The 20,834-nt window shown below is 74.8% G+C and carries 20 protein-coding genes; 11 read left to right on the forward strand and 9 right to left on the reverse strand.

The features are described 5' to 3' along the window. Window positions 1-235 precede the first annotated feature (235 nt). Entirely contained in the window at window positions 236-679 is a 444-nt protein-coding gene (locus tag ACZ3J7_RS22395; protein WP_465623874.1) for a DUF6542 domain-containing protein, read from the forward strand. A 40-nt stretch (window positions 680-719) separates the two neighbouring features. Here ACZ3J7_RS22395 and ppgK read toward each other — a convergent pair whose 3' ends face one another. Further along, a complete protein-coding gene (ppgK, locus tag ACZ3J7_RS22400) occupies window positions 720-1,463 on the reverse strand; it encodes a polyphosphate--glucose phosphotransferase (RefSeq protein WP_465623878.1) in 744 nt (247 codons plus the stop codon). 130 nt (window positions 1,464-1,593) lie between these two features. Beyond that, window positions 1,594-2,568, reverse strand: coding sequence for a 4-hydroxy-3-methylbut-2-enyl diphosphate reductase (locus ACZ3J7_RS22405; RefSeq protein ID WP_465623880.1), 975 nt, complete (start codon window positions 2,566-2,568; stop codon window positions 1,594-1,596). Between the two features lie 84 nt (window positions 2,569-2,652). On the opposite strand from ACZ3J7_RS22405, the gene ACZ3J7_RS22410 reads away from it, so the two are divergent. From ACZ3J7_RS22410 to ACZ3J7_RS22420, 3 genes are all read left to right on the forward strand, one after another. Beyond that, window positions 2,653-4,005 carry an APC family permease gene (locus ACZ3J7_RS22410; protein ID WP_465623882.1) on the forward strand — a complete coding sequence of 451 codons (1,353 nt, stop codon included), beginning with the start codon at window positions 2,653-2,655 and terminating at the stop codon, window positions 4,003-4,005. 9 nt (window positions 4,006-4,014) lie between these two features. Beyond that, complete coding sequence (gene xseA / locus ACZ3J7_RS22415) at window positions 4,015-5,238, forward strand: exodeoxyribonuclease VII large subunit (RefSeq protein WP_465623884.1); 1,224 nt, start codon at window positions 4,015-4,017, stop codon at window positions 5,236-5,238. 151 nt (window positions 5,239-5,389) lie between these two features. Continuing rightward, window positions 5,390-6,043 carry an RNA polymerase sigma factor gene (locus ACZ3J7_RS22420; RefSeq protein WP_465623887.1) on the forward strand — a complete coding sequence of 218 codons (654 nt, stop codon included), beginning with the start codon at window positions 5,390-5,392 and terminating at the stop codon, window positions 6,041-6,043. On the opposite strand, the gene ACZ3J7_RS22425 is transcribed toward ACZ3J7_RS22420, so the two are convergent. Then, complete coding sequence (locus tag ACZ3J7_RS22425; RefSeq protein WP_465623890.1) at window positions 5,977-6,456, reverse strand: GNAT family N-acetyltransferase; 480 nt, start codon at window positions 6,454-6,456, stop codon at window positions 5,977-5,979. The genes ACZ3J7_RS22420 and ACZ3J7_RS22425 overlap by 67 nt on opposite strands. Before the next feature lie 74 nt (window positions 6,457-6,530). On the opposite strand from ACZ3J7_RS22425, the gene ACZ3J7_RS22430 reads away from it, so the two are divergent. Then, a complete protein-coding gene (locus ACZ3J7_RS22430; RefSeq protein WP_465623892.1) occupies window positions 6,531-6,770 on the forward strand; it encodes an exodeoxyribonuclease VII small subunit in 240 nt (79 codons plus the stop codon). A gap of 147 nt (window positions 6,771-6,917) precedes the next feature. After that, the gene (locus tag ACZ3J7_RS22435; protein WP_465623894.1) at window positions 6,918-7,511 is read left to right on the forward strand and encodes a malonic semialdehyde reductase; all 594 of its coding nucleotides are present in this window, start codon (window positions 6,918-6,920) and stop codon (window positions 7,509-7,511) included. 100 nt (window positions 7,512-7,611) lie between these two features. Here the strand turns inward: ACZ3J7_RS22435 and ACZ3J7_RS22440 are convergent, their stop codons facing one another. After that, window positions 7,612-8,142 carry a DUF4245 domain-containing protein gene (locus ACZ3J7_RS22440; RefSeq protein WP_465623897.1) on the reverse strand — a complete coding sequence of 177 codons (531 nt, stop codon included), beginning with the start codon at window positions 8,140-8,142 and terminating at the stop codon, window positions 7,612-7,614. 182 nt (window positions 8,143-8,324) lie between these two features. Between ACZ3J7_RS22440 and glpX the strand changes: the two genes are divergently transcribed. Further along, window positions 8,325-9,365 (forward strand): class II fructose-bisphosphatase, encoded by a 1,041-nt coding sequence (glpX, locus tag ACZ3J7_RS22445; protein ID WP_465623900.1) that lies wholly within the window; start codon window positions 8,325-8,327, stop codon window positions 9,363-9,365. 87 nt (window positions 9,366-9,452) lie between these two features. Here glpX and ACZ3J7_RS22450 read toward each other — a convergent pair whose 3' ends face one another. Both ACZ3J7_RS22450 and ACZ3J7_RS22455 read right to left on the reverse strand, forming a co-directional pair. Then, window positions 9,453-9,803, reverse strand: coding sequence for a WhiB family transcriptional regulator (locus ACZ3J7_RS22450; protein WP_465623904.1), 351 nt, complete (start codon window positions 9,801-9,803; stop codon window positions 9,453-9,455). Window positions 9,804-10,047: 244 nt separating this feature from the next. Beyond that, window positions 10,048-10,782, reverse strand: coding sequence for a DUF1707 SHOCT-like domain-containing protein (locus ACZ3J7_RS22455; RefSeq protein WP_465623906.1), 735 nt, complete (start codon window positions 10,780-10,782; stop codon window positions 10,048-10,050). 161 nt (window positions 10,783-10,943) lie between these two features. On the opposite strand from ACZ3J7_RS22455, the gene ACZ3J7_RS22460 reads away from it, so the two are divergent. Continuing rightward, on the forward strand, window positions 10,944-12,605 hold the full coding sequence (locus ACZ3J7_RS22460; RefSeq protein ID WP_465623909.1) for a fumarate hydratase: 1,662 nt from the start codon (window positions 10,944-10,946) through the stop codon (window positions 12,603-12,605). 72 nt (window positions 12,606-12,677) lie between these two features. On the opposite strand, the gene ACZ3J7_RS22465 is transcribed toward ACZ3J7_RS22460, so the two are convergent. Then, window positions 12,678-12,887, reverse strand: coding sequence for a hypothetical protein (locus tag ACZ3J7_RS22465; protein WP_465623912.1), 210 nt, complete (start codon window positions 12,885-12,887; stop codon window positions 12,678-12,680). Between the two features lie 211 nt (window positions 12,888-13,098). On the opposite strand from ACZ3J7_RS22465, the gene ACZ3J7_RS22470 reads away from it, so the two are divergent. The 3 genes from ACZ3J7_RS22470 (at window position 13,099) to ACZ3J7_RS22480 (ending at window position 19,080) form a co-directional block, all read left to right on the forward strand. Further along, on the forward strand, window positions 13,099-16,071 hold the full coding sequence (locus ACZ3J7_RS22470) for an AfsR/SARP family transcriptional regulator (RefSeq protein WP_465623914.1): 2,973 nt from the start codon (window positions 13,099-13,101) through the stop codon (window positions 16,069-16,071). A gap of 459 nt (window positions 16,072-16,530) precedes the next feature. After that, a complete protein-coding gene (locus ACZ3J7_RS22475; protein WP_465623919.1) occupies window positions 16,531-17,268 on the forward strand; it encodes a class I SAM-dependent methyltransferase in 738 nt (245 codons plus the stop codon). 51 nt (window positions 17,269-17,319) lie between these two features. Next, window positions 17,320-19,080 carry an ATP-binding SpoIIE family protein phosphatase gene (locus ACZ3J7_RS22480; protein ID WP_465623922.1) on the forward strand — a complete coding sequence of 587 codons (1,761 nt, stop codon included), beginning with the start codon at window positions 17,320-17,322 and terminating at the stop codon, window positions 19,078-19,080. 52 nt (window positions 19,081-19,132) lie between these two features. Here the strand turns inward: ACZ3J7_RS22480 and ACZ3J7_RS22485 are convergent, their stop codons facing one another. Together ACZ3J7_RS22485 and ACZ3J7_RS22490 are read right to left on the reverse strand one after the other, a co-directional pair. After that, window positions 19,133-19,861: an HNH endonuclease gene (locus ACZ3J7_RS22485; RefSeq protein ID WP_465623925.1), complete on the reverse strand. Its 729-nt coding sequence runs from the start codon at window positions 19,859-19,861 to the stop codon at window positions 19,133-19,135. Next, complete coding sequence (locus ACZ3J7_RS22490; protein WP_465623929.1) at window positions 19,858-20,820, reverse strand: AAA family ATPase; 963 nt, start codon at window positions 20,818-20,820, stop codon at window positions 19,858-19,860. Before ACZ3J7_RS22490 ends, ACZ3J7_RS22485 begins: the two co-directional genes overlap by 4 nt. Window positions 20,821-20,834 lie beyond the last annotated feature (14 nt).

The raw sequence follows: 20,834 nt of genomic DNA on the forward strand, positions 1-20,834 counted from the left end.
GCGGTGGGGGCGCGCACCGGCCGGACACGGACAACTCGGTGGGGGGCCATTACACACGGTGCCGATGATCAGACCGTACGTTGGTCGGGTGGAGCAGAGCATCCGTACCCAGCCGCCAGGGCCGAGCAGGCGACCGCCCGGGCGCGGCGCCGGCGAGGCCGCCGTTCCGGGGCAGAGCGGGCCCCCCGAGTCGCGGTTGCGGTCGGCGTCCGGCGCCCGGTCCGCTCCGCCGGCGGTGAAGCGCGTGCTGCAGCGGGTGCTGGCGGCGCGGCAGCGGCGCGGCGGGAGCGGGCGGCCGGCCCGGCTGACGGCGGTGGGCACCGGGGTCGCGGCGGCGGCCGGGTCGCTGGCGTTCGCCGGGGCGGACCGGCTGCTGTTCGGCGGGCTCGGGGTGCTGTTCGGGCTCGGCTATCTGGTGGTGTGCTTCCAGCTGGCCGTGCGGGTGCGGTACTCGGACCTGGCGGCGGCGCCGATCTGCGGGCCGATCGCGTTCGCGGCGGCGCTGGTGCTGCTGCAGCCCGGCCCGTCCCAGGGCGTGACCGGCGAGGTGGTGGCGCTGGCCGGCGGGCTGGCGCTGCGGGCGGGCTGGCTGTTCAGCGGCACCGCCCTGGCGGCCGCGATCGTCGCCGCGCGGTACGTCGCCCAGCGCCGCCACCGCCGGGCCCGCCAGTCCGGCTGAGCCCGGCCGGCCAGGCGGCGCCCGGCGCCCGGCGCCCGCCCTAGACCCGGCGGCTCGCGGCCATCGCCGCGCCCACGATGCCCGCGTCGTTGCGCAGTTCGGCGGGGACGACCTCGGCGCGGCGGTCCTTGAGGAGCGGCAGGAACTTCTCGTGCTTGCGGCTGACGCCGCCGCCGATGACGACCAGCTGCGGGGAGAACAGCATCTCGACCAGGTCGAGGTACTCGTCGACCCGCTCGGCCCACTGCGGCCAGCTGAGGTCGTGGCGTTCCCGGGCGGCGGAGGAGGCGCGGCGTTCGGCGTCCTTGCCGCGCAGTTCGAGGTGGCCGAGTTCGGTGTTGGGGACGAGCACGCCGTCGCTGAAGAGCGCGCTGCCGATGCCGGTGCCGAAGGTGAGCACCAGCACGACGCCCCGGCGGCCGCGGGCGGCGCCGTGGGTGGTCTCGGCGAGGCCGGCCGCGTCGGCGTCGTTGAGGACGGTGGCGGGCAGGCCGAGGGCCGCGCTGAAGCGGGCGGCGGCGTCCAGGCCGACCCAGCCCCTGTCGACGTTGGCGGCGGTCATGGTGCGCCCGTCGACGACCACGCCGGGGAAGGTCAGTCCGACCGGCCCCCGGTGGTCGAAGTGCCGGACGACCTCGCACACCGCGTCGACGACCGCGTCCGGGGCGGAGGGGTGCGGGGTGAGCACCTTGTGCCGCTCCCGGGCGAGCACGCCCTTGTCCAGGTCGACCGGTGCGCCCTTGATGCCCGAGCCGCCGATGTCCACGCCGAAGACCGTCGTCACTGCCGTCGCCTCCCGTACCCGCCGGGGGCGTCCGCTGCCCGCCGGCCCTCGGTCCAACCTACGGGGGGACGGCGGCCGGCGCAGCCGTTCGGCCGGCCGGTGCCCGGGGCCGGGCACCGGCGGCGGGCGGTCAGAGCTTGCCGGCGGCCTCGGCGCGCAGGTCGCGGCGGAGCTCCTTGGGGAGCGAGAAGGTGAGGTGCTCCTCGGCGGTCTTGACGATCCGGACGTCCTCGAAGCCGTGCCCGGCGAGCAGGTCGAGCACGCCGTCGACCAGGATCTCCGGGACCGAGGCGCCGCTGGTCAGGCCGACCGTGGTGACGCCCTCCAACCAGGCCGGGTCGATCTCCTCGGCGAAGTCGACCAGGTGGGCGGCCTTGGCGCCGTACTCGAGGCCGACCTCGACCAGCCGGACCGAGTTGGAGGAGTTCTTGGAGCCGACCACGATCAGCAGGTCGGCCTCGGGGGCGAGCTGCTTGACCGCGACCTGGCGGTTCTGGGTGGCGTAGCAGATGTCGTCGCTGGGCGGGGAGACCAGCAGCGGGAAGCGCTCCTTGAGGGCGCCGACGGTCTCCATCGTCTCGTCGACCGAGAGGGTGGTCTGGGAGAGCCAGACCAGCTTGGACTCGTCGCGGACCTTGACGTTGGCGACGTCCTCGGCGCCGTCCACCAGGTGGATCCGCTCGGGGGCCTCGCCCATGGTGCCGACGACCTCCTCGTGGCCCTCGTGGCCGATCAGCAGGATGTCGTAGTCCTCGTCGGCGAACCGGCGGGCCTCCTTGTGCACCTTGGTGACCAGCGGGCAGGTGGCGTCGATGGTGGCGAGCCGGCCGGCCTCGGCCTCGTCGTGCACGGACGGGGCGACGCCGTGGGCGGAGAACACCACGATCGAGCCCTCGGGCACCTCCTCCGTCTCGTCGACGAAGATCGCGCCCTGCTTCTCCAGGGTCTGCACGACGTACTTGTTGTGGACGATCTGCTTGCGGACGTAGATCGGTGCCCCGTACTGCTCCAGGGCCTTCTCCACGGCGATCACGGCGCGGTCGACGCCCGCGCAGTAGCCCCGGGGGGCGGCGAGCAGGACACGGCGCTGAGCGGTGGTCGACATGGCTCCATCGTACGGGCGAGTCCTCCGGGCCCGGACGCGCGTCGGCGCGGTCAAGGCGGGGGCGGGCGGACCGGATCGGGTGGAATGGCCAGGGTGAGCACACAGGCGCGGGCGGCTGAGCTGCGGCGCACCCTCGGGGTGCGGGATCTGATGGTGTACGGGCTGCTGTTCATCGCCCCGATGGCGCCGGTCGGCGTGTTCGGCGTGCTGGACGCGAAGAGCCACGGCGCGGTGGCGACGGTGTACCTGGTGGCGACGGTGGCGATGGGGTTCACCGCGCTGTCGTACGCCGAGATGGTGCGGGCGGTGCCGCGCACCGGGTCGGTGTTCGCGTACGCGCGGGCCGGGCTGGGCGAGGGGGCGGGGTTCGTGGCCGGGTGGATGGCGATGCTCGACTACCTGCTGATCCCGGCGGTGGCGTACCTGTTCTCCGGGATCGCGCTGAACTCGCTGGTGCCCGGCGTCTCGCGCTGGGTGTGGACGGTGCTGGCGGTGCTGGTCACCACGGCGCTGAACCTGGCCGGGGTGCGGACGGCGGCGGCGGTGGGGTTCGCGGTGCTGGCGCTGGAGGTCGTGGTGCTGGCGGTGTTCGTGGTGGCGGCGGCGGTGGTGCTGGTCCGGGACGGGGCGGCGCGGGACTGGGGCTCCCCGTTCGGGGGAGTCGGCGCGTTCTCGTTGACGGCGGTGCTGTCGGCGGTGTCGGTGGCGGTGCTCTCCTACCTCGGCTTCGACGCGATCGCCTCGTTCGTCGAGGAGGCGGTCGGCGCGTCCGCGGCGGTGGCCCGGGCGGTGCTCTGGTGCCTGGCGCTGGCCGGGGTGCTGTTCGTGCTGCAGACCTACCTGGCGGCGGTGCTGGAGCCGGTGACGCCGCAGCAGCTGGCGGCCGACCCGCAGGCGCAGGGCTCGGCGTTCTACGACACCGTGGAGGCCTCGGTCGGGCACTGGCTGCACGTGCTGGTCGCCGCGTCCAAGGCGGTCGGCGCGGCGTTCGCGGCCCTCGCCGGGCAGGCGGCGGCCGGGCGGCTGGTGTTCGCGATGGGCCGGGAGGGCCGGCTGCCGCGCGCGCTGGGCGCGGTGGACCGGCGGACGGCGGTGCCCCGGCGGGCGCTGCTGACCGCCGCCCTGGTCACGCTGGTCGCGGCCGGCTGGGCGGCGAGCCGGGACGACGGGCTCGACCGGCTCACTTCGGTGGTCAACGTCGGCGCGCTCACCGCGTTCGTGCTGCTGCACGCCTCGGTGGTGGGCTGGTACGTGGTGCGCGGGGGCTCGCGGGACTGGCTGCGGCACGCGGTGGTGCCGCTGCTGGGCGTCGCGGTGCTGGTGGCGGTGCTGGTGGAGGCGGCGCGCACGGCGCAGCTGGTCGGCGCGGTGTGGCTGGCGGCGGGGCTGGTGGTGGTCTTCGCGCAGCGCGGGCGGGGTGTCGCCGAGGGCGGCTAGTTTGGGGGGATGGCCAACACGAGCAGTCCGGAAGCGCCCCTGCCGGTGGGGAAGGTCTCGGCGTTGATCGGCGGGTGGGTCGATCGGCTGGGCGAGGTGTGGGTGGAGGGGCAGATCGCCCAGCTGAACCGGCGGCCGGGGGCCGGGATGGTGTTCCTGACGCTGCGCGACCCGGAGCGGGACGTCTCGTTGACGGTGACCTGCTTCCGGCAGGTGTTCGAGCAGGTCGCGGACGCGGTGCAGGAGGGCGCCCGGGTGATCGTCCGGGCGAAGCCGGAGTGGTACACGGCGCGCGGCACGCTCTCGCTCCGGGCCTCCGAGCTGCGGCTGGTCGGGTTGGGCGAACTGCTGGCGCGGCTGGAGCAGTTGAAGCGGCGGCTGTTCGCCGAGGGCCTGTTCGAGGACGCCCGCAAGAAGCCGCTGCCGTTCCTGCCGGGCTGCGTCGGCCTGGTCACCGGCCGCGGTTCGGCGGCCGAGCGGGACGTGCTGGAGAACGCCCGGCGGCGCTGGCCGGCGGTGCGCTTCGAGGTGCGCAACGTGCTGGTGCAGGGGCCGCAGGCGGTGGGCCAGGTGTGCGCGGCGGTGCGGGAGTTGGACGCGCTGCCGGAGGTCGAGGTGATCGTGGTGGCGCGCGGCGGCGGCAGCGTGGAGGACCTGCTGCCGTTCTCCGACGAGGAGTTGGTGCGGACGGTGGCGGCGGCCCGGACGCCGGTGGTGAGCGCGATCGGGCACGAGCCGGACCAGCCGCTGCTGGACTTCGTCGCGGACCTCCGGGCGTCCACCCCGACCGACGCGGCGAAGCGGGTGGTGCCGGACGTCGGCGAGGAGCTGGCCCGGGTGCGGCAGTTGCGGGACCGGGCCAGGCGGCACGTGCTGAACCGGGTCGAGCGGGAGTCGGCGGGGCTGGCCTCGGTGCGCAGCCGTCCGGTGCTGGCGGCGCCCGCCGAGGCGCTGGCGGCCCGCGGCGAGGAGGTGGACGCGCTGCTGGAGCGGGCCCGGCGGGTGCTGGGGCTCCGGCTGGACCACGCGCAGAGCGACCTGGGGCACGCGCTGGCCCGGGTGGTGGCGCTGTCGCCGCTGGCCACCCTGGAGCGCGGGTACGCGGTGCTGCAGAAGGCGGACGGCACGGTGCTGACCGCCCCCGCGCAGGCGGCGGACGGGGAGGTGCTGCGGGCCCGGGTGGCGGGCGGCTCGTTCGGGGTGCGGGTGGAGGGCGAGCCGGAGGAGGGCTGACGCCCCCGGCTCGCGGAATCGGCCGCGAGCCCCCCTCCGCACGGGAATTCCCGGCATTTCCTGCGGTATTCCCGCGAACTGCTTGCTGCCGCCGGAACCCGGTCATAGGGTGACGGGCCTTCCCTTTTCCGGCGCTTTCCGGAGGTTTGGCATGGACGTTTCCCCGTCGGACGGACCGGTGGTGACGCCCGCGCTGATCGAGGCCGCGAAGTCCGGGGACCGCGATGCCTGGGCGGACATCTACCGGCGCTACCACGGCGCGGTGCTGGCGTTCCTGCTGCGCCGCACCGGCAGCCGTCCGCTGGCCGAGGACCTGGCCCAGGACGCCTTCGTCCGCGCGATGGCGGGAATCCGCGGTTTCCACTGGACCGGTACGGACCTCGGCGCGTGGATGTTCACCATCGCCCGCAACGTGCTGCTGGACCACGAGAAGCGGCGCTCGACTCGCCGGGAGTCGGCGGTGGCCTCGGTCGCCGACCGGGACTCCGGGGTGCGGGTGGAGGAGTCGGTGATCGCGGCGGCCGAGGCGGAGCGGGTGGGCGCGGCGCTGGCGGTGCTGAACGAGCGGCAGCGGTCGGTGCTGCGGCTGCGCTACTGGGACGGGCTGAGTTCGGTGGAGATCGCCGACCGGACCGGGCTGCGGGTGGGCGCGGTGAAGACCCTGACCTACCGGGCCCGGCTGAACCTGCGGCGCTCGCTGGCCCGGGGCGCGGGCGCCGCGCCCTGCCGGGCGGCGGGTCAGCCGGCCGCCGGGCGGCTGCGGGAGAGCGGCGTGGAGTGCTCCCGGAAGCCGAGGGCGCGGTAGAGCGCCTGGCCGTCCGCGGTGGCGTGCAGGTCGACCCGGGTGGCGCCGGCCGCGTCGAACCAGGCGAGCAGGGCCTCGGTGCAGGCCCGGGCGTGGCCGCGGCCCCGGTGCTCGGGGCGGGTGCAGATGTTGAAGACGAAGCCGAACAGGCCCTCGGGGTGGCCGGGGGCGGGCAGCCGCTGCTCCAGGGTGCCGACGGCGCAGCTGGTGAGCCGGCCGGGGTGCTCCGGGTCGTCGGTCACGTAGGCCTGCAGGCGGCGGTGCGGCTCGGCGAGCCGGAGCGTCAGCAGGTCGGCGGCGGTGCGCTGCCAGGGGCCGGGGCGGGCCTCGCCGTGCATCGCTTCGAACATCAGGGCGCGGAGTTCGACGAGTTGCTCCGCGTCGGCGGGGACGGCCGGGCGTGGGGTGCTCATGCCGGGCAGGGTAGGGCGGCCCGGGGGGCGGGGCGCAACGGGATTTGTCGGGGGCAGCGCCTACCCTGGGCGGCATGGCAGATCAGCAGGGTCAGCGGGGTGCGGGTCCGGAGGAGTCGCTCGGCTACGAGCAGGCGCGGGACGAACTGCTGGAGGTGGTCCGGCGGTTGGAGACCGGCGGGACGACGCTGGAGGAGTCGCTGGCGCTGTGGGAGCGCGGCGAGCGGCTGGCCAGGGTCTGCCAGCGCTGGTTGGACGGCGCCCGGGCCCGGCTGGACGCGGCGCTGGCCGCCGAGGAGCCCGCCGCGGAGTGAGGCGACGCGCCGGCCGTCGGCGAGTGTGACGCGCCTCACTCGGACTTGCGGGAATGGTTTAAGTTTCATCTATGGTTGGGGACAGGTGTGCGGCCCCCGGGCCGCCGACCCCGACCGGTTCACCAGCTCTGAGGTAGGACACAGACCATGACCCTGGCACTCGACGCCGCCGCCCAGGACCTGCTCTTCCGCGAGGCCCGCACCGCCAACACCTTCTCGGACGAGCCGGTCAGCGACGAGCAGATCCAGGCCGTCTACGACCTGGTCAAGTTCGGCCCGACCGCCTTCAACCAGCAGCCGCTGCGGATCGTCCTGGTCCGCTCCGAGGAGGGCCGCGGCCGCCTGCTGCAGCACATGGCCGAGGGCAACCGGGCCAAGACCGCCACCGCGCCGCTGGTCGCCATCCTGGCCGCCGACAACGAGTTCCACGAGGAGCTCCCGGCGCAGCTGCCGCACTTCCCGCAGGCGAAGGACATGTTCTTCTCCGAGCGCGCGGTCCGCGAGTCCTCGGCCACCCTGAACGGCGCCCTGCAGGCCGCCTACTTCATCATCGGCGTCCGCGCCGCCGGCCTGGCCGCCGGCCCGATGACCGGCTTCGACGCCGAGGGCATCAACAAGGAGTTCTTCGGCGACGGCGAGCACTCGGTGCTGGCCGTGGTCAACATCGGCAAGCCGGGCGAGGACGCCTGGTTCCCGCGCGGCCCGCGCCTGGCCTACGACGAGGTCGTCACCACCGTCTGAGGCCCGCCCCCGCGGCCCGCACGACCCGCAGGCCCCCGCCGTTCCCGGCGGGGGCCTGCGGCCGTTCCCGGGCCGTTCCCGGCGGAGGTCTCCGCGTCCGTCAGCCCAGGCTCTCGGCGAGCCGGGCCAGCTCCTCGTACGAGGCGGTGCCGGTGAGCACGGTGGTGCCGGTGTCGCCGGCCGGGCGGACCAGCGCCCGGTAGCGGTCGCCCTGCACCCGCTCCCACTCCTGGCCGGCCACCGTGACGGTGCCGTCCGGCTTCGCGCCCGGCACGTTCGCGGCCAGCACGTCCGTGCGCTCGCCGTCGCTCTGCTCGACCGCCGCGTACTGGCCGGAGGCGGTGTTCATGCCCAGGTGCCAGGCGGCGCGGCCCTTGTCGTTCGGGCTGTAGCTCACCGAGGTGGCCTTCCAGCCGTCCGGGAGCTGCCGCGGGCCGAGCAGCGGGTACGGGGCGGCCCGCTTCGCCGAGGCCAGTTCGACCTGGTACGGCACGGCGTGCACGCCGTCGCCCTTGCCGTCGGCGGTGGGGATCGAGAAGTACGCGACCACCACCACGACGCCGACCGCCGCCATCGACAGGACCATGTCCCGTACCGTCTGCCGGCCCCTCTTGCTGCTGTTGCCTGCCACCCGCCCATGGTAGGCGGCGCTTACGCGGGCGCCGCGCGCCGGTGGCCCCCGGGGCCCGACGAGGAGTGCGCCACAGACACCCGTCCGACCTGCCGATACGATCGCAGCAACCCTCATCGCAGCACCGGTGGCCCTCCGTGTCCTGGTGCTGTCTGGCCGTCGCGTACAGAGAGGTAACGACGATGACCACGCAGTACCCGCACCACCTCCCCTCCGAACTGGTGGTCGCTCCGGAAGCGCCCGACCGCAACCTCGCCCTCGAACTGGTCCGGGTCACCGAGGCCGCCGCGATGGCCGCCGGTCGCTGGGTCGGCCGGGGCGACAAGAACGGCGCCGACGGCGCGGCAGTCAAGGCGATGCGCACCCTCGTCTCCACCGTCTCGATGAACGGCGTCGTCGTCATCGGCGAGGGCGAGAAGGACGAGGCCCCGATGCTCTACAACGGCGAGCGGGTCGGCGACGGCACCGGCGCCGAGTGCGACGTCGCGGTCGACCCGGTGGACGGCACCACGCTGACCGCCAAGGGCATGAACAACGCCGTCGCGGTCCTCGCGGTCGCCGACCGCGGCACCATGTTCGACCCCAGCGCGGTCTTCTACATGGACAAGCTGGTCTGCGGCCCGGAGGCCGCCGACTACGTCGACATCACCGCCCCGCCCGCGGTCAACATCCGCCGGGTCGCCAAGGCGAAGGGCTCCGCCGTCGAGGACGTCACCGTCGTGGTGCTCGACCGGCCCCGCCACGAGGACCTGGTCCGGGAGATCCGCGAGGCCGGCGCCCGGATCAAGTTCATCTCCGACGGCGACGTGGCCGGCGCGATCATGGCCGCCCGCGAGGGGACCGGCGTCGACCTGCTGATGGGCGTCGGCGGCACCCCCGAGGGCATCATCGCCGCCTGCGCGATGAAGTGCATGGGCGGCGTCATCCAGGGCCGGCTGTGGCCCAAGGACGCGGCCGAGCGGCAGAAGGCGCTGGACGCCGGCCACGACCTCGACCGGGTGCTCACCACGGACGACCTGGTCAGCGGCGAGAACGTGTTCTTCGTCGCCACCGGCATCACCGACGGCGAGCTGCTGCGCGGCGTCCACTACCGCCAGGAGACCGCGACCACCTCGTCGCTGGTCATGCGCTCCAAGAGCGGGACGATCCGCCGGATCGACTCCACCCACAAGCTCTCCAAGCTGCGGGCGTACAGCGCGATCGACTTCGACCGCGCGAACTGACGCCGGACGCGGCGCCCGGGCGCCGGGGGCACCGGAAGCAGGGGCGCGGCGGTCCGCCTCGCGCCCCTGGTTCCGCCCCGGCGGGTCTCAGCCCGCTATCCGGGCCGGGACGCGGATCTCCGCGTCCCGGCGGCGGCGGCGGGTGAGGACGACCCGGCGCTCGGCGGCGGTGAGACCGCCCCAGACGCCGTAGGGCTCGGGCTGGGCGAGGGCGTGCTCGCGGCACTCGAGCAGGACCGGGCAGCGGGCGCAGACGCGCTTGGCGTGCTCCTCGCGGGAGAGCCGGGCGGCCGTCGGCTCCTTGGAGGGGGCGAAGAACAGCCCGGCCTCGTCGCTGCGGCAGGCGGCCGAGGTGTGCCAGGGGCTGTCGTCCACGTCCGGCTGGGCCGCCGGGCGGCGGGCGGCGGCGGGGGCGCTGGACTCGATCGGATGCAGCACGGTAACTCCTGACCAGGCTCAAGGCTCGGGGACGGTGTCGCCTCCTGCCCGACTGCCCCGTGCTCCCTCGCCGTGGCGCCGTCGCCGACCCGCGTAGGTCACAGCCGTACAGGAACGATTGCGAGGGGAACTACCCCGCCGCCCCCGGATTCATGCACACCGCACGCAATCGACCGCCCTCCTGCACTCGTCGCAACGAGGAGTGCCGCAGGGCGAGTTGACGCCTCGTCGGGAACCGCGCAGGTCAGCCGTCGAGCTGCCGGCGGACCCAGTCCCGGAGCGCCTTGCCGCGCCGCGGCCGGGCCTCGACGCCGCCGAAGACCGCGGCGCCCTTCACCCGGACCACCGGGGCGTGCGGGTCGGCGGAGGTCTGCTCGCGGACCTCGAAGCCGCCGAACACCCCGGCGCCGTTGCCGTGCAGGCTGACGTTCTCGGGCACCCGGATGTCGACGCCGCCGAACACCGAGTACGCCTCGATGACCACCTCGGGGGACTCGAAGACCGCGTCGGTGAGGTCGATCTCGATGCCGCCGAACACCGCGACCGCCTTGAGGTGCGAGCCGACCCGCCAGCGGCCCTTGCGGGCGGCGCCGCCGAACACCGCCAGCATGGTCGGCGCCTCGACCCGGGCCGGGGGCAGCGGGCGCGGGTCGGCGGGGGCGGCCAGCGGGGGCTTGGTAAGGTCGTGCCGGATCGGCCCGGGATGGCTGGGCAGGTCGCGGGTGAGGGGTTCCAACTCGCCGAAGGTGCGGGCGCCGTAGGCGGCCTCGATCCGTTCGGCGTGCTCGTCGACGGTCAGCCGGCCCTCGGCGTACGCGTCGCGCAGCAGGTCGGCGACGCGTTCGCGGTCGGCGTCGGAGGCGCGCAGCTCGGCGGCCAGGTCGGTACCGGGCGCCCGGGCGGGGGCCGGTGCGGGCTCGTTCTTCGGCAGCGGGGAGGGCGGCGCGCCCTGCGGGTCCGGCTCGGGAGAGTTGTCCACGTCACAAAGCCTAGCGAGCCGCGCGCCGAACCGAACGGCGGTTCGAGGCAACGGGCGTGACGCCGGTCACGCAGGACGACCTGGGCGCGGGGCGTCCGGCGGGTGCGCCTAACCTGGAGGGTGCCTCGTCGACGAAGCCGAAAGAACCGAAGGATCTCCCCATGGCCCCAGAGTTCGCCTACCGCGACCTGCTCCCGCTCGGCACGGACACCACGCCGTACCGCAAGCTCACCTCCGAGGGGGTCTCGACCTTCGAGGCCGGCGGCCGCACCTTCCTGCGGGTCGAGCCGGAGGCGCTGCGGCTGCTGACGGCCGAGGCGATGCACGACATCTCGCACTACCTGCGCCCGGCGCACCTGGCGCAGCTGCGCCGGATCCTGGACGACCCGGAGGCCAGCCCGAACGACCGCTTCGTGGCGCTGGACCTGCTGAAGAACGTCAACATCTCGGCCGGCGGCATCCTGCCGATGTGCCAGGACACCGGCACCGCGATCGTGATGGGCAAGCGCGGCCAGAACGTGCTGACCGAGGGCGGGGACGAGGCGGCGATCGCCCGCGGCGTGTTCGACGCGTACACCAGGCTGAACCTGCGGTACTCCCAGATGGCCCCGGTGACCATGTGGGACGAGAGGAACACCGGCAACAACCTGCCGGCCCAGATCGAGCTCTACGCCACCGACGGGGACGCCTACAAGTTCCTGTTCATGGCGAAGGGCGGCGGCTCGGCCAACAAGTCGTACCTGTACCAGGAGACCAAGGCGATCCTCAACGAGGCGTCGATGCTCACCTTCCTGGAGCAGAAGATCCGTTCGCTGGGCACCGCGGCCTGTCCGCCGTACCACCTGGCGATCGTGGTCGGCGGCACCAGCGCCGAGTTCGCGCTGAAGACCGCGAAGTACGCCTCCGCCCACTACCTGGACGAGCTGCCGACCGGCGGCGACGCGAGGACCGGGCACGGCTTCCGCGACCTGGAGCTGGAGCGGAAGGTCTTCGAGCTGACCCAGAAGATCGGCATCGGCGCGCAGTTCGGCGGCAAGTACTTCTGCCACGACGTGCGCGTCATCCGGCTGCCGCGGCACGGCGCCTCGCTGCCGGTCGCGATGGCGGTGTCCTGCTCGGCGGACCGCCAGGCGCTCGGCAAGATCACCGCCGAGGGCGTGTTCCTGGAGCAGTTGGAGACCGACCCGGCCAAGTACCTGCCGGAGACCACCGACGAGCACCTGAACGACGACGTGGTGCGGATCGACCTGAACCGGCCGATGGCCGAGGTGCGGGCCGAGCTGTCCAAGTACCCGGTGAAGACCCGGCTCTCGCTGACCGGCACGCTGGTGGTCGCCCGCGACATCGCGCACGCCAAGATCAAGGAGCGGCTGGACGCCGGCCAGGGCATGCCGCAGTACCTGAAGGACCACCCGGTGTACTACGCGGGCCCGGCGAAGACCCCCGAGGGCTACGCGTCCGGCTCGTTCGGCCCGACCACGGCCGGCCGGATGGACAGCTACGTCGACCAGTTCCAGGCGGCGGGCGGCTCGATGGTGATGCTGGCCAAGGGCAACCGCTCCAAGCAGGTCACCAAGGCGTGCAACGAGCACGGCGGCTTCTACCTGGGCTCGATCGGCGGTCCGGCGGCCCGGCTCGCGCAGGACTGCATCAAGAAGGTCGAGGTGCTGGAGTACCCGGAGCTCGGCATGGAGGCGGTCTGGCGGATCGAGGTGGAGGACTTCCCGGCGTTCATCGTGGTGGACGACAAGGGCAACGACTTCTTCGCCGAGGTCACCGACGGCCCGCTGATCACCAACCTGCGGGTGCGCTCGGCGCAGTAGCGGCGGCGCGCTGGAAAGGGACGAGCCCCGGCCGGTGAGGGTCGGGGCTCGTTCTGGTGACGCGGACAGCGGTCACGGGCAGTTGGTCACGGTGCCGAGCGGCTCGAAGTCCTCGTCGTCCTTCGGCGCGACCGGCGCCTCGGCGGGCGACTCGGTCGGCTGCCCGGCCAGCACCTGGAGGGCGTTCTGGAGCGCGTCCTGGTCGGTGACGGTGGCGGTGTGCTCGACCGGGGCCGCGGTCTGCCCGGCCTCGGGAACGGTGGTGGTGGTCTCGTCGGCCATGGGGCGGGCCGCCTTTCAGCTGAGAGGGTTTCGATCACCCGGACGACTGTCACTGGGCGCGCGGACAGTATCGTAGGGACCGCTAAATGTCTTATAAACGTTGCACCGCGCATCCGCTTGGTGGACGTTTGCGCGCTTCCTCATAAGCTGTCGCCCCCACACGACCGGGGACGTGCGGGGAAGAGACGGTTCATCGGCCACAGGGGAGGACATGGAGCATCAGGACACGCGCTCCGCCGAGGCGTTGCGTTTCCAAGTGCTCGGGCCTGTCCAGGCTTGGCGCGGCGGCGTGCCGCTGGCGCTCGGCTCGCCGCAGCAACAGGCCGTCCTGGTCGCCCTGTTGCTCAGCGAGGGCCGTCCGGTGACCACCGACGACCTGGTGGACGGCATCTGGGGGGACCGCACCCCGCCGCAGGCGGTGGCCGCGCTGCGCACCTACGTCTCCCGGCTGCGCTCGGTGCTGGAGCCCAACCGGGCCGCCCGCACGCCCTCCGAGGTCCTGGTCTCGATGACCGACGGCTACGCGCTGCGGATCCCGGCCGACGCCCTGGACTCGACGGTCTTCGAGCAGCGGGTCGCCGAGGCGTCCGCCGCCCGGGCCGCGGGGGGCCTGCGCCCCGCCCACGACACCCTGGTCGCCGCGCTCGACCTGTGGCGCGGCCGCCCGCTGCCCGGCGTGCCCGGGCCGTACGCCGAGACCCAGCGCGGCCGGCTGGCCGAGCGGCAGCTCGCGGTGGCCGAGGAGCGCTGCGCGCTGGCCCTGGAGATCGGCCTGCACGCCGACGTGGTGGCCGAGTTGAACTCGCTGTCCAGCGCGTACCCGCTGCGCGAACGGCTGCGCGAGCTGCTGATGCTGGCGCTGTACCGCAGCGGCCGGCAGGCCGAGTCGCTGGGCGTGTACGCGGACACCCGGAAGCTGCTGATCGACGAACTGGGCGTGGAGCCGGGCGGCGGACTGTCCGCGATGCACGCCCGGATCCTGGCCGGCGACCCGGACCTGCTGGCGCCCTCGGCCGCCCCGCCGAAGGCCGCCGAGGAACCGGCCGCGTTCGTTCCACCGGCCCAACTCCCGGCCGACGTCTCGGACTTCAGCGGCCGCAGCAAACTGGTCAACGAACTCCGGGACGTCCTGAGGGCGGGTTCCGGCCAAGCCGTCGTGGTGACCTCGCTGGCCGGCATCGGCGGCGTCGGCAAGACCACCCTCGCCGTGCACGTGGCCCACTCGCTGCGGCCGGACTTCCCGGACGGGCAGCTGTACGTGGACCTGCGCGGCGCGGGCGCCTCCCCCGCCGACCCGGCCGTGGTGCTCGGCGACTTCCTGCACGCGCTCGGCGCGTCCGACGCCCCCGACTCGCTGGAGCAGCGCGCCGCGCTGTACCGCTCGCTGCTGGCCGACAAGCGGATGCTGATCCTGCTCGACAACGCCCGCGACGCCGGGCAGTTGCGCCCGCTGATCCCCGGCGTCTCCGGCAACGCGGTGATGGTGACCAGCCGCTCCCGGCTGGCCGAACTGCCCGGCGCGCACCTGGTCGACATCGAGGAGCTGACCCCGGACGAGGCGCTCGCGCTGTTCTCGGCGATCGTCGGCGCCGAGCGGGTCGGCGCCGAGCCGGAGGCCGCGCTGCAGGTGGTGACCTCCTGCGGGTTCCTGCCGCTGGCGGTCCGGATCGCGGCCGCCCGGCTGGCCAGCCGGCCGCGCTGGAGCGTCTCCGACCTGGCCCGGCGGTTAGCGGACCAGCGCAACCGGCTCCAGGAGCTCCAGCTCGGCAACCTCGCCGTGGAGACCACCCTGGGGCTCGGTTACGCCCAGCTCCGCCCCGAGGAGGCCCGGGCGTTCCGGCTGCTCGCCCTGGTCGACTCCCCCGACCTGCCGCTGGCGGCCGTCGCCGCGCTGCTCGGCGCCCCCGAACGGGAGGCCGAGGACCTGGCGGAGGCCCTGGTCGAGGCCAACATGCTGGAGTGCTTCACCCCCGGCCGGTACCGCTACCACGACCTGCTGCGCCTGTACGCGCAGCGGCAGAACGCCAAGCTGGGGGACGTCGAGCGGCAGCAGGAGGCGCTGTTGCGGCTGCTCGACCTGCTGCACGCCACCGTGCTCGACGCCGAGCGGGTCATCGAACCCGACGACACGTACATGGAGACGCTGCACGCGGCTCGCCCCTCCGGCCAGGTGTTCTCCGGCACCGACGCCGCCCGCGGCTGGCTGCGCTCCGAGGTCGCCCTGCTGCTCAGCAGCGTCGAGGCGGCGGCCGGGACCCCGCCGGAACTGCTGCACCCCGCCGTGGACATCCTGCAGCGGATGACCCACATGGTCGAGGACCCGTCGCTGGCCTCGCGCATCCGCAGCGTGCTGCACGCCGCCGCGGCGAGCCCCGGCGCCCAGGACGACCCGGAGACCCGGGCCCAGGTGCACTACGCGCTCGGCCACATCCACCAGGTGGCGTCCGAACTCGCCGAGGCCGAGGAGGCCCTGGCGAAGAGCCTGGCGCTCCAGCCGGTCGACCGGCCCACCGCCCTGCGGCTGGCCACGGCCAACGGCTTGGGCATCACGCTGTTCCGGGCCGGTCGCCCCGCCGAGGCGCTGCCCGTGTACCTGGAGGCCCAGGAGACGGCCCGCCGCCTGGACTCCTCGATCAGCGAGGCCCGGCTGCTCGCCAACATGGCCCGCGCCTACGTCGGCCTGGACCGGCACGCGGAGGCGGTGGAGTCCGCCCGCGCGGCGGTGGCGGCGGCCCGGTCGTCCGGGAACGTGCCGTGCCTGGCGGACACGCTCTACCAGTTGGGCGTGGTGCTGCGCGCGACCGGTTCGCCCGGCGAGGCGGCGGTGCACCTGCGGGAGGCGCACCAGCTGTACCGGCAGCAGCAGCACCCGATCTGGGAGGGCTACTCACTGGCCCGGCTGGCGGCCTGCCTGCTCGCGGACGGTCAGCTCGCGGCGGCGGCGGAGGCCGCGGAGGAGTCGTTGTCGATCGCCCAGGAGATCGAGGCCGCGTACTGCCAGGGCATGGCGAACGCGGCGCTGGGCGAGGCGCTCCTGGAGCTGGGCCAGCCCTCGCGCGGGCTGGCGTGCCTCCAGGAGGCGCTCACGGTGTTCACCCGGCTCGGTGTGCCCGAGGCCCAACCGGTGCAGGACCTCATCGACTCCCGGCACACCGAGCCTTCCCCTCCCCCGATCGCGCCGTAGGCCTCCGCTCCCCCGTGGTACCCCCCTGGTCCCCCCTGGCGGAAGCCCGTCCCCCCGGAGCGTCGGCGTCCCCGCAGCCCCCCGGCTGCGGGAACGCTTTGACGCTTCCCCGGCGCTGAGAGGACTCTGACAGGTGGCGATTGACGTTCGATAAACGCCCACGACAGGCGCCCGAGGAGCTCCCCGGACGGAGCGCCGGCCGGGCATCGGCGCAGGTCGCGGGCCTGGCGCGGAACCGGCCTGGTCGCGCCATGCGGCGCGCGGGGCACTGGCGCACCACCTGGCGGGCCCCGGTGTGCTTCCCCTGGCGGGCGATAAGCGCCCAACGGCGCACGAGTTGGCCGGAAACGGACTCCACCGTGCGGTGATCGCGTTTATCCTCGAAGGCCAGGGTCGGGCGTGCTGCGCGGGCCACCACGGGCCGGGCGGGACGGACGCGGGAGAGGTGCCCAGATCATCGTGACCAACGCACAGAGCGCAGCCGCCGACGACGCCGACCGGGCGTCCGCCGCGGGTGCGCGCCGGGCCGAACGGGCCCGCCAGGCCGCCGTGTTCGACGCGATCGGGGGCCGCTACCAGGAGGTGTTTCCGGCCAGGGCGGGGCAACTCGCCTGCGGGGACTGGCTGCTGGCCGAACTCCCGCCCGGCGCACGGGTGTTGGACGTGGGCTGCGGGGCCGGTGACCCGACCGCCCGCCAACTGGCCGACGGCGGGCTGCGGGTGGTCGGCGTCGACCTGTCGGAGGGCATGCTGGCGCAGGCCCGGGCCGCCGTCCCGGCCGCCGAGTTCCACCGCCTGGACGTCCTCGACCTGGGCCTGGAGAGTGCCGGAACCCTGTGGGGCGTACCGGGGTTGGGCCCCGAGGGGAACGGCTCGCTGGACGCCGCGGCCGCCTTCTTCTCGCTGCTGATGCTGCCCCGCACCGAGATCGCCGAGACGCTCGGCCGGATCCGCGGCCTGCTGCGCCCGGGCGGCCTGCTGGCGCTGGGCATGGTCGAGGCGGACCTGGACGACGCGCCGCTGCCGTTCCTGGAGCAGGAGATCCGGGTCAGCGGCTACCTGCGCGAGGAGCTGGCCGGGCTGCTGGCCGGCAGCGGCTTCGCGGTCGAGGCGGTGGACAGCCAGTCGTACGCGCCGGCCGGCTCCGCCCAGCCGCCGGAGACCCAGCTGTACCTGCGCTGTCGGCGCACCGGCTGACGCGGGTCAGCCTCCGCCCCCGAGACCACACCGGCACAGATCGGGCAGCCCGTGCGCGACCACCTGGAACCCCTGGCGGGGCAGTCGCCCGCCGTTCCCGTCCAGCGGCACCCGCCGCCCGGCGAGGAGCGGTCGGACGGGGCGCCCTCCGGCGCGCCCGGGCGGCTCGCGGAACGGCTGGCCGCGCTGGACCGGGCGACCCGGCTGATCAACAGCTCGCTGGACCTGCCGGCCACCCTGCGCAACCTGGGCCGGGTGCTCGTCCCGGCGCTGGCCGACGCCCTGGTGGTGCTGGTCCGCGACCCGCTGCCGGACGTCGAGCGCGACCCCGGGCCGCCCCGGGCGCTGCGGGTGCTGCACACCTGCGGCACCCGGCTGGGCCGCCGCGCCGGGGCCCGCCCGGTGCTGCCCGGCGGCGCGGTGGAGCGCGCGCTGGCCGGCCGTCCCCCGGCCGGGGCGGCGGCGCTGGACGGCCGGCTCGACGGCCTGGCCGCCGAACTGCTGGGCGCCCGGGCGCTGGGCCGGCTGCCCGCGGGGGCGGCGCTGCTGGCACTGCCGCTGCACGGGCGGCAGGCGGCGCTCGGCATGCTGCTGCTGGTCCGCCGCCCGCGGCCGGACGGCACCCCGGCGGGCTTCGACCCGGCCGACGCGGCGACCGCCGCGCACCTGGCCACCCACGGCGGCCTGGCGGTGGACACCGCGCTGCGCTACACCCGCGAGTGGGAGATCGCCGACCAGTTGCAGCGCTCGATGCTGCCCGCGCACCTGCCGCAGCCGCACGGCGTCCGGCTGGCGCACCGCTACCTGCCGGGCGAGCGCGGCGCGCAGGTCGGCGGCGACTGGTACGACTCGATCCCGCTGCCCGGCAACCGGGTCGCGCTGATCACCGGCGACGTGATGGGCCACTCGCTGACCTCGGCCGCGGTGATGGGCCAGCTGCGCACCTCGGCGCAGACCCTGGCGGGCCTGGACCTGCCGCCGCACGAGGTGCTGTACCACCTCGACGAGCAGGCCCAGCGGCTGGGCCGCGAACACCACCTGGCGACCTGCGTGTACGCGGTGTACGACCCGATCGCGGGCCGGGTGCGGATCGCCAACGCCGGGCACGTGCCGCCGGTGCTGATCGGCCCGGACGGCACCAGCGAGCTGCTGGACCTGCCGCCGGGCGCGCCGATCGGCGTCGGCGGGGTGGACTTCTCCTCGGTGGAGCTGCCCGCGCCGCCCGGCTCGGCGCTGCTGCTGTTCACCGACGGCCTGGTGGAGACCCGGCGCCGCCCGCTGGGCACCGGCCTGGAGCTGCTGCGGGCCCGGCTGGCCGGCGGGAACCGGCTCTCCCCCGAGCAGCTGTGCCAGGAGGCGCTGCGGATCCTGCCGTCGGGCGACCGGGCGGACGACATCGCGCTGCTGGCGGCCGCGTTCGACGGCATCCCGGCCGAGGACGTGGCGCACTGGCACCTGCAGCCCCGGCACGAGACGCCGGGCCGGGCGCGCCGGTTGGCCGGGCACGCGCTGCGCCGCTGGGGGCTCGAACACCTGGCGGAGAACTGCGAGTTGATGGTCAGCGAGCTGGTCACCAACGCGATCCAGCACGCCACCCGGCCGGTGACGCTGCGCCTGGTGCGGACCTCGCTGCTGCGCTGCGAGGTCGGCGACGACTCCCCGGCGCTGCCGCGCAGCCGCCGGGCCGGGCCGGAGGAGGAGCGCGGGCGAGGGCTGCACATAGTCTCCCGGTGCGCGGACCGCTGGGGCGCGACCCGGCTGGGCGCGGGCAAGGTGGTCTGGTTCGAGCAGCGGCTGGAGCGCGACCGCTAGGCAGCCGCGGGACGGCCGGACGGCGCCGGGGCCGCGGCGCCGGGGCGCCTCCTCAGGCCGCCGCGTCGGGGGCGGCGCCGACGAGCGCGTCGAGCGCCCCGAGCACCTCGGGTCCGAGCACGGCGAGCGCCAGCGGGCGGCGGTGGCGCAGGCCGAGGACGGTGCGCAGCACGTCGGCGTGGTGGATCTCGCGCAGCGCGGCGGTGTACTCGGCGGCCTCGGCCGGGGTGGCGGCGGCCTGCCGGGCCAGCAGCAGGGCCTTCACCACGGCGAACATCATCCGGCGGCCGCGGACGAGTTCGGGCCGCTGGTTGAGGCCGAACACCTCGATGGTGGCCCGGCCGCGGGCGGTCAGCGGGTCGTACGCGCCGGAGTCCAGGTAGAGCCGGAGGTGGTCGGCCGGGTCCTCGCGGCAGGGGTCGACCAGCAGGCCGTCGCCGGTGGCGGGGTCGCGCGGGAAGAGGTCGCGCTTGCGGTTGCTGTTGCAGTGCGCGCAGGCCAGCAGGTGGTTCTGCCAGTCGAAGGTGCGCAGCGGGGCCTGGGCGATCGGCTCGAAGTGGTCGATGTCGGTGCCGAGGTTGTCGCCGCAGTACATGCAGCGTTCCAGGCCGGGGGCCATCTGCCGGAGCATCAGGCGGAGTTGGGCCTTGGGGCGGACGGCGCGGCGCCAGGCGGCGCGTCCGGTGGCGGTGGTGGGGCCCTCGGTGCGGATCCGATCGGTGGCGCGGGCGAGTTCGGCGGCCAGCCGGGCTTGCAGGGGCGGCCGCTGGAGCGGGATCACCCGTCCCTGCCGAGCAGCCGGGCGGTGACCTCGTCGACCCGGGCGGTCAGTGAGCTGTTGAGCTTGGCGCCGAGTTCGCGGTACGCGGCGAGTTCGGCGTCGGTGGCCTGCCCGGCGTACATCTTGCGCTCCAGCCGGACCAGCAGCCGGCGTTCGGCCTCGGCGGCGGGCGAGTAGGCGCTGGGCAGCGCGAAGAGTTCGGAGAGCGCGGTGTCCTCGCCGCTGCCGTAGAGCACCCGCTGCCGGATCTCCTCGTCGAGCCGGTAGGGGGCGCGGTCCTCCTCGGGGCCGGGCAGTCGGACCAGCGCGCCGGGGTCGGCGGCCTGGCAGACGTACGGGCTGTGGGTGGCGACCAGGAACTGGGTGTGCGGGAAGTGCTCGGTCAGCCAGGGGCCGATCCGCTGCTGCCAGCGCGGGTGCAGGTGCAGGTCGACGTCGTCGAGCAGGACCGGGCCGGGGGTCTCGGGGGTGGCCGCGAGCTGGCTGACCAGGCGGGCCAACTCGGCGGTTCCGGAGCCGAGTTCGTCGAGCGGGAGGTCGACTCCGGCGCGGGTGACGCGCTGCTGTTCCGGGTCGCTGACCCGCCAGCCGGCGGGGAGCACCTCGGTGAGCAGGTCGGCGGCCAGCGGGACGCGGCGGCCGAGGGCGCGCAGCGGGTACCGGGCGCGGGCGGGGCCCTGCGGGTCGCCGACCCGCCAGTGCGGCGCGGGGTCGGCGCGCACCCAGCCGCGGGCGCCCCAGCGGGCGGCCGGGCCGGAGGGCAGGGCGCCGAGCGCCATCGCCAGGGCCAGGAGCAGGGTGGACTTGCCGCTGCCGTTCGGGCCGGCGAAGACCGTCCAGCCCGGGCCGGGCGGGATCGCCAGGTCGACCTCGCGCGCGCCGTCGAAGCACTTCACCCCGGACACCCTGATCCGCGACACGTACACCGGCACCACCCCCTCGGACGGGTTTATGCCCACGCCCCGGCCCGCAC

Source organism: Kitasatospora sp. NPDC015121, assembly GCF_055562955.1.

What these genes read in the sequence shown, in the direction of transcription:
- ACZ3J7_RS22405 (WP_465623880.1), bottom strand. Translation starts at nt 2,568, where the DNA reads ATGTCGACCACCGCTCAGCGCCGTGTCCTGCTCGCCGCCCCCCGGGGC.
- ACZ3J7_RS22410 (WP_465623882.1), top strand. Translation starts at nt 2,653, where the DNA reads ATGGCCAGGGTGAGCACACAGGCGCGGGCGGCTGAGCTGCGGCGCACC.
- xseA (WP_465623884.1), top strand. Translation starts at nt 4,015, where the DNA reads ATGGCCAACACGAGCAGTCCGGAAGCGCCCCTGCCGGTGGGGAAGGTC.
- ACZ3J7_RS22420 (WP_465623887.1), top strand. Translation starts at nt 5,390, where the DNA reads ATGGACGTTTCCCCGTCGGACGGACCGGTGGTGACGCCCGCGCTGATC.
- ACZ3J7_RS22425 (WP_465623890.1), bottom strand. Translation starts at nt 6,456, where the DNA reads ATGAGCACCCCACGCCCGGCCGTCCCCGCCGACGCGGAGCAACTCGTC.
- ACZ3J7_RS22430 (WP_465623892.1), top strand. Translation starts at nt 6,531, where the DNA reads ATGGCAGATCAGCAGGGTCAGCGGGGTGCGGGTCCGGAGGAGTCGCTC.
- ACZ3J7_RS22435 (WP_465623894.1), top strand. Translation starts at nt 6,918, where the DNA reads ATGACCCTGGCACTCGACGCCGCCGCCCAGGACCTGCTCTTCCGCGAG.
- glpX (WP_465623900.1), top strand. Translation starts at nt 8,325, where the DNA reads ATGACCACGCAGTACCCGCACCACCTCCCCTCCGAACTGGTGGTCGCT.
- ACZ3J7_RS22460 (WP_465623909.1), top strand. Translation starts at nt 10,944, where the DNA reads ATGGCCCCAGAGTTCGCCTACCGCGACCTGCTCCCGCTCGGCACGGAC.
- ACZ3J7_RS22465 (WP_465623912.1), bottom strand. Translation starts at nt 12,887, where the DNA reads ATGGCCGACGAGACCACCACCACCGTTCCCGAGGCCGGGCAGACCGCG.
- ACZ3J7_RS22470 (WP_465623914.1), top strand. Translation starts at nt 13,099, where the DNA reads ATGGAGCATCAGGACACGCGCTCCGCCGAGGCGTTGCGTTTCCAAGTG.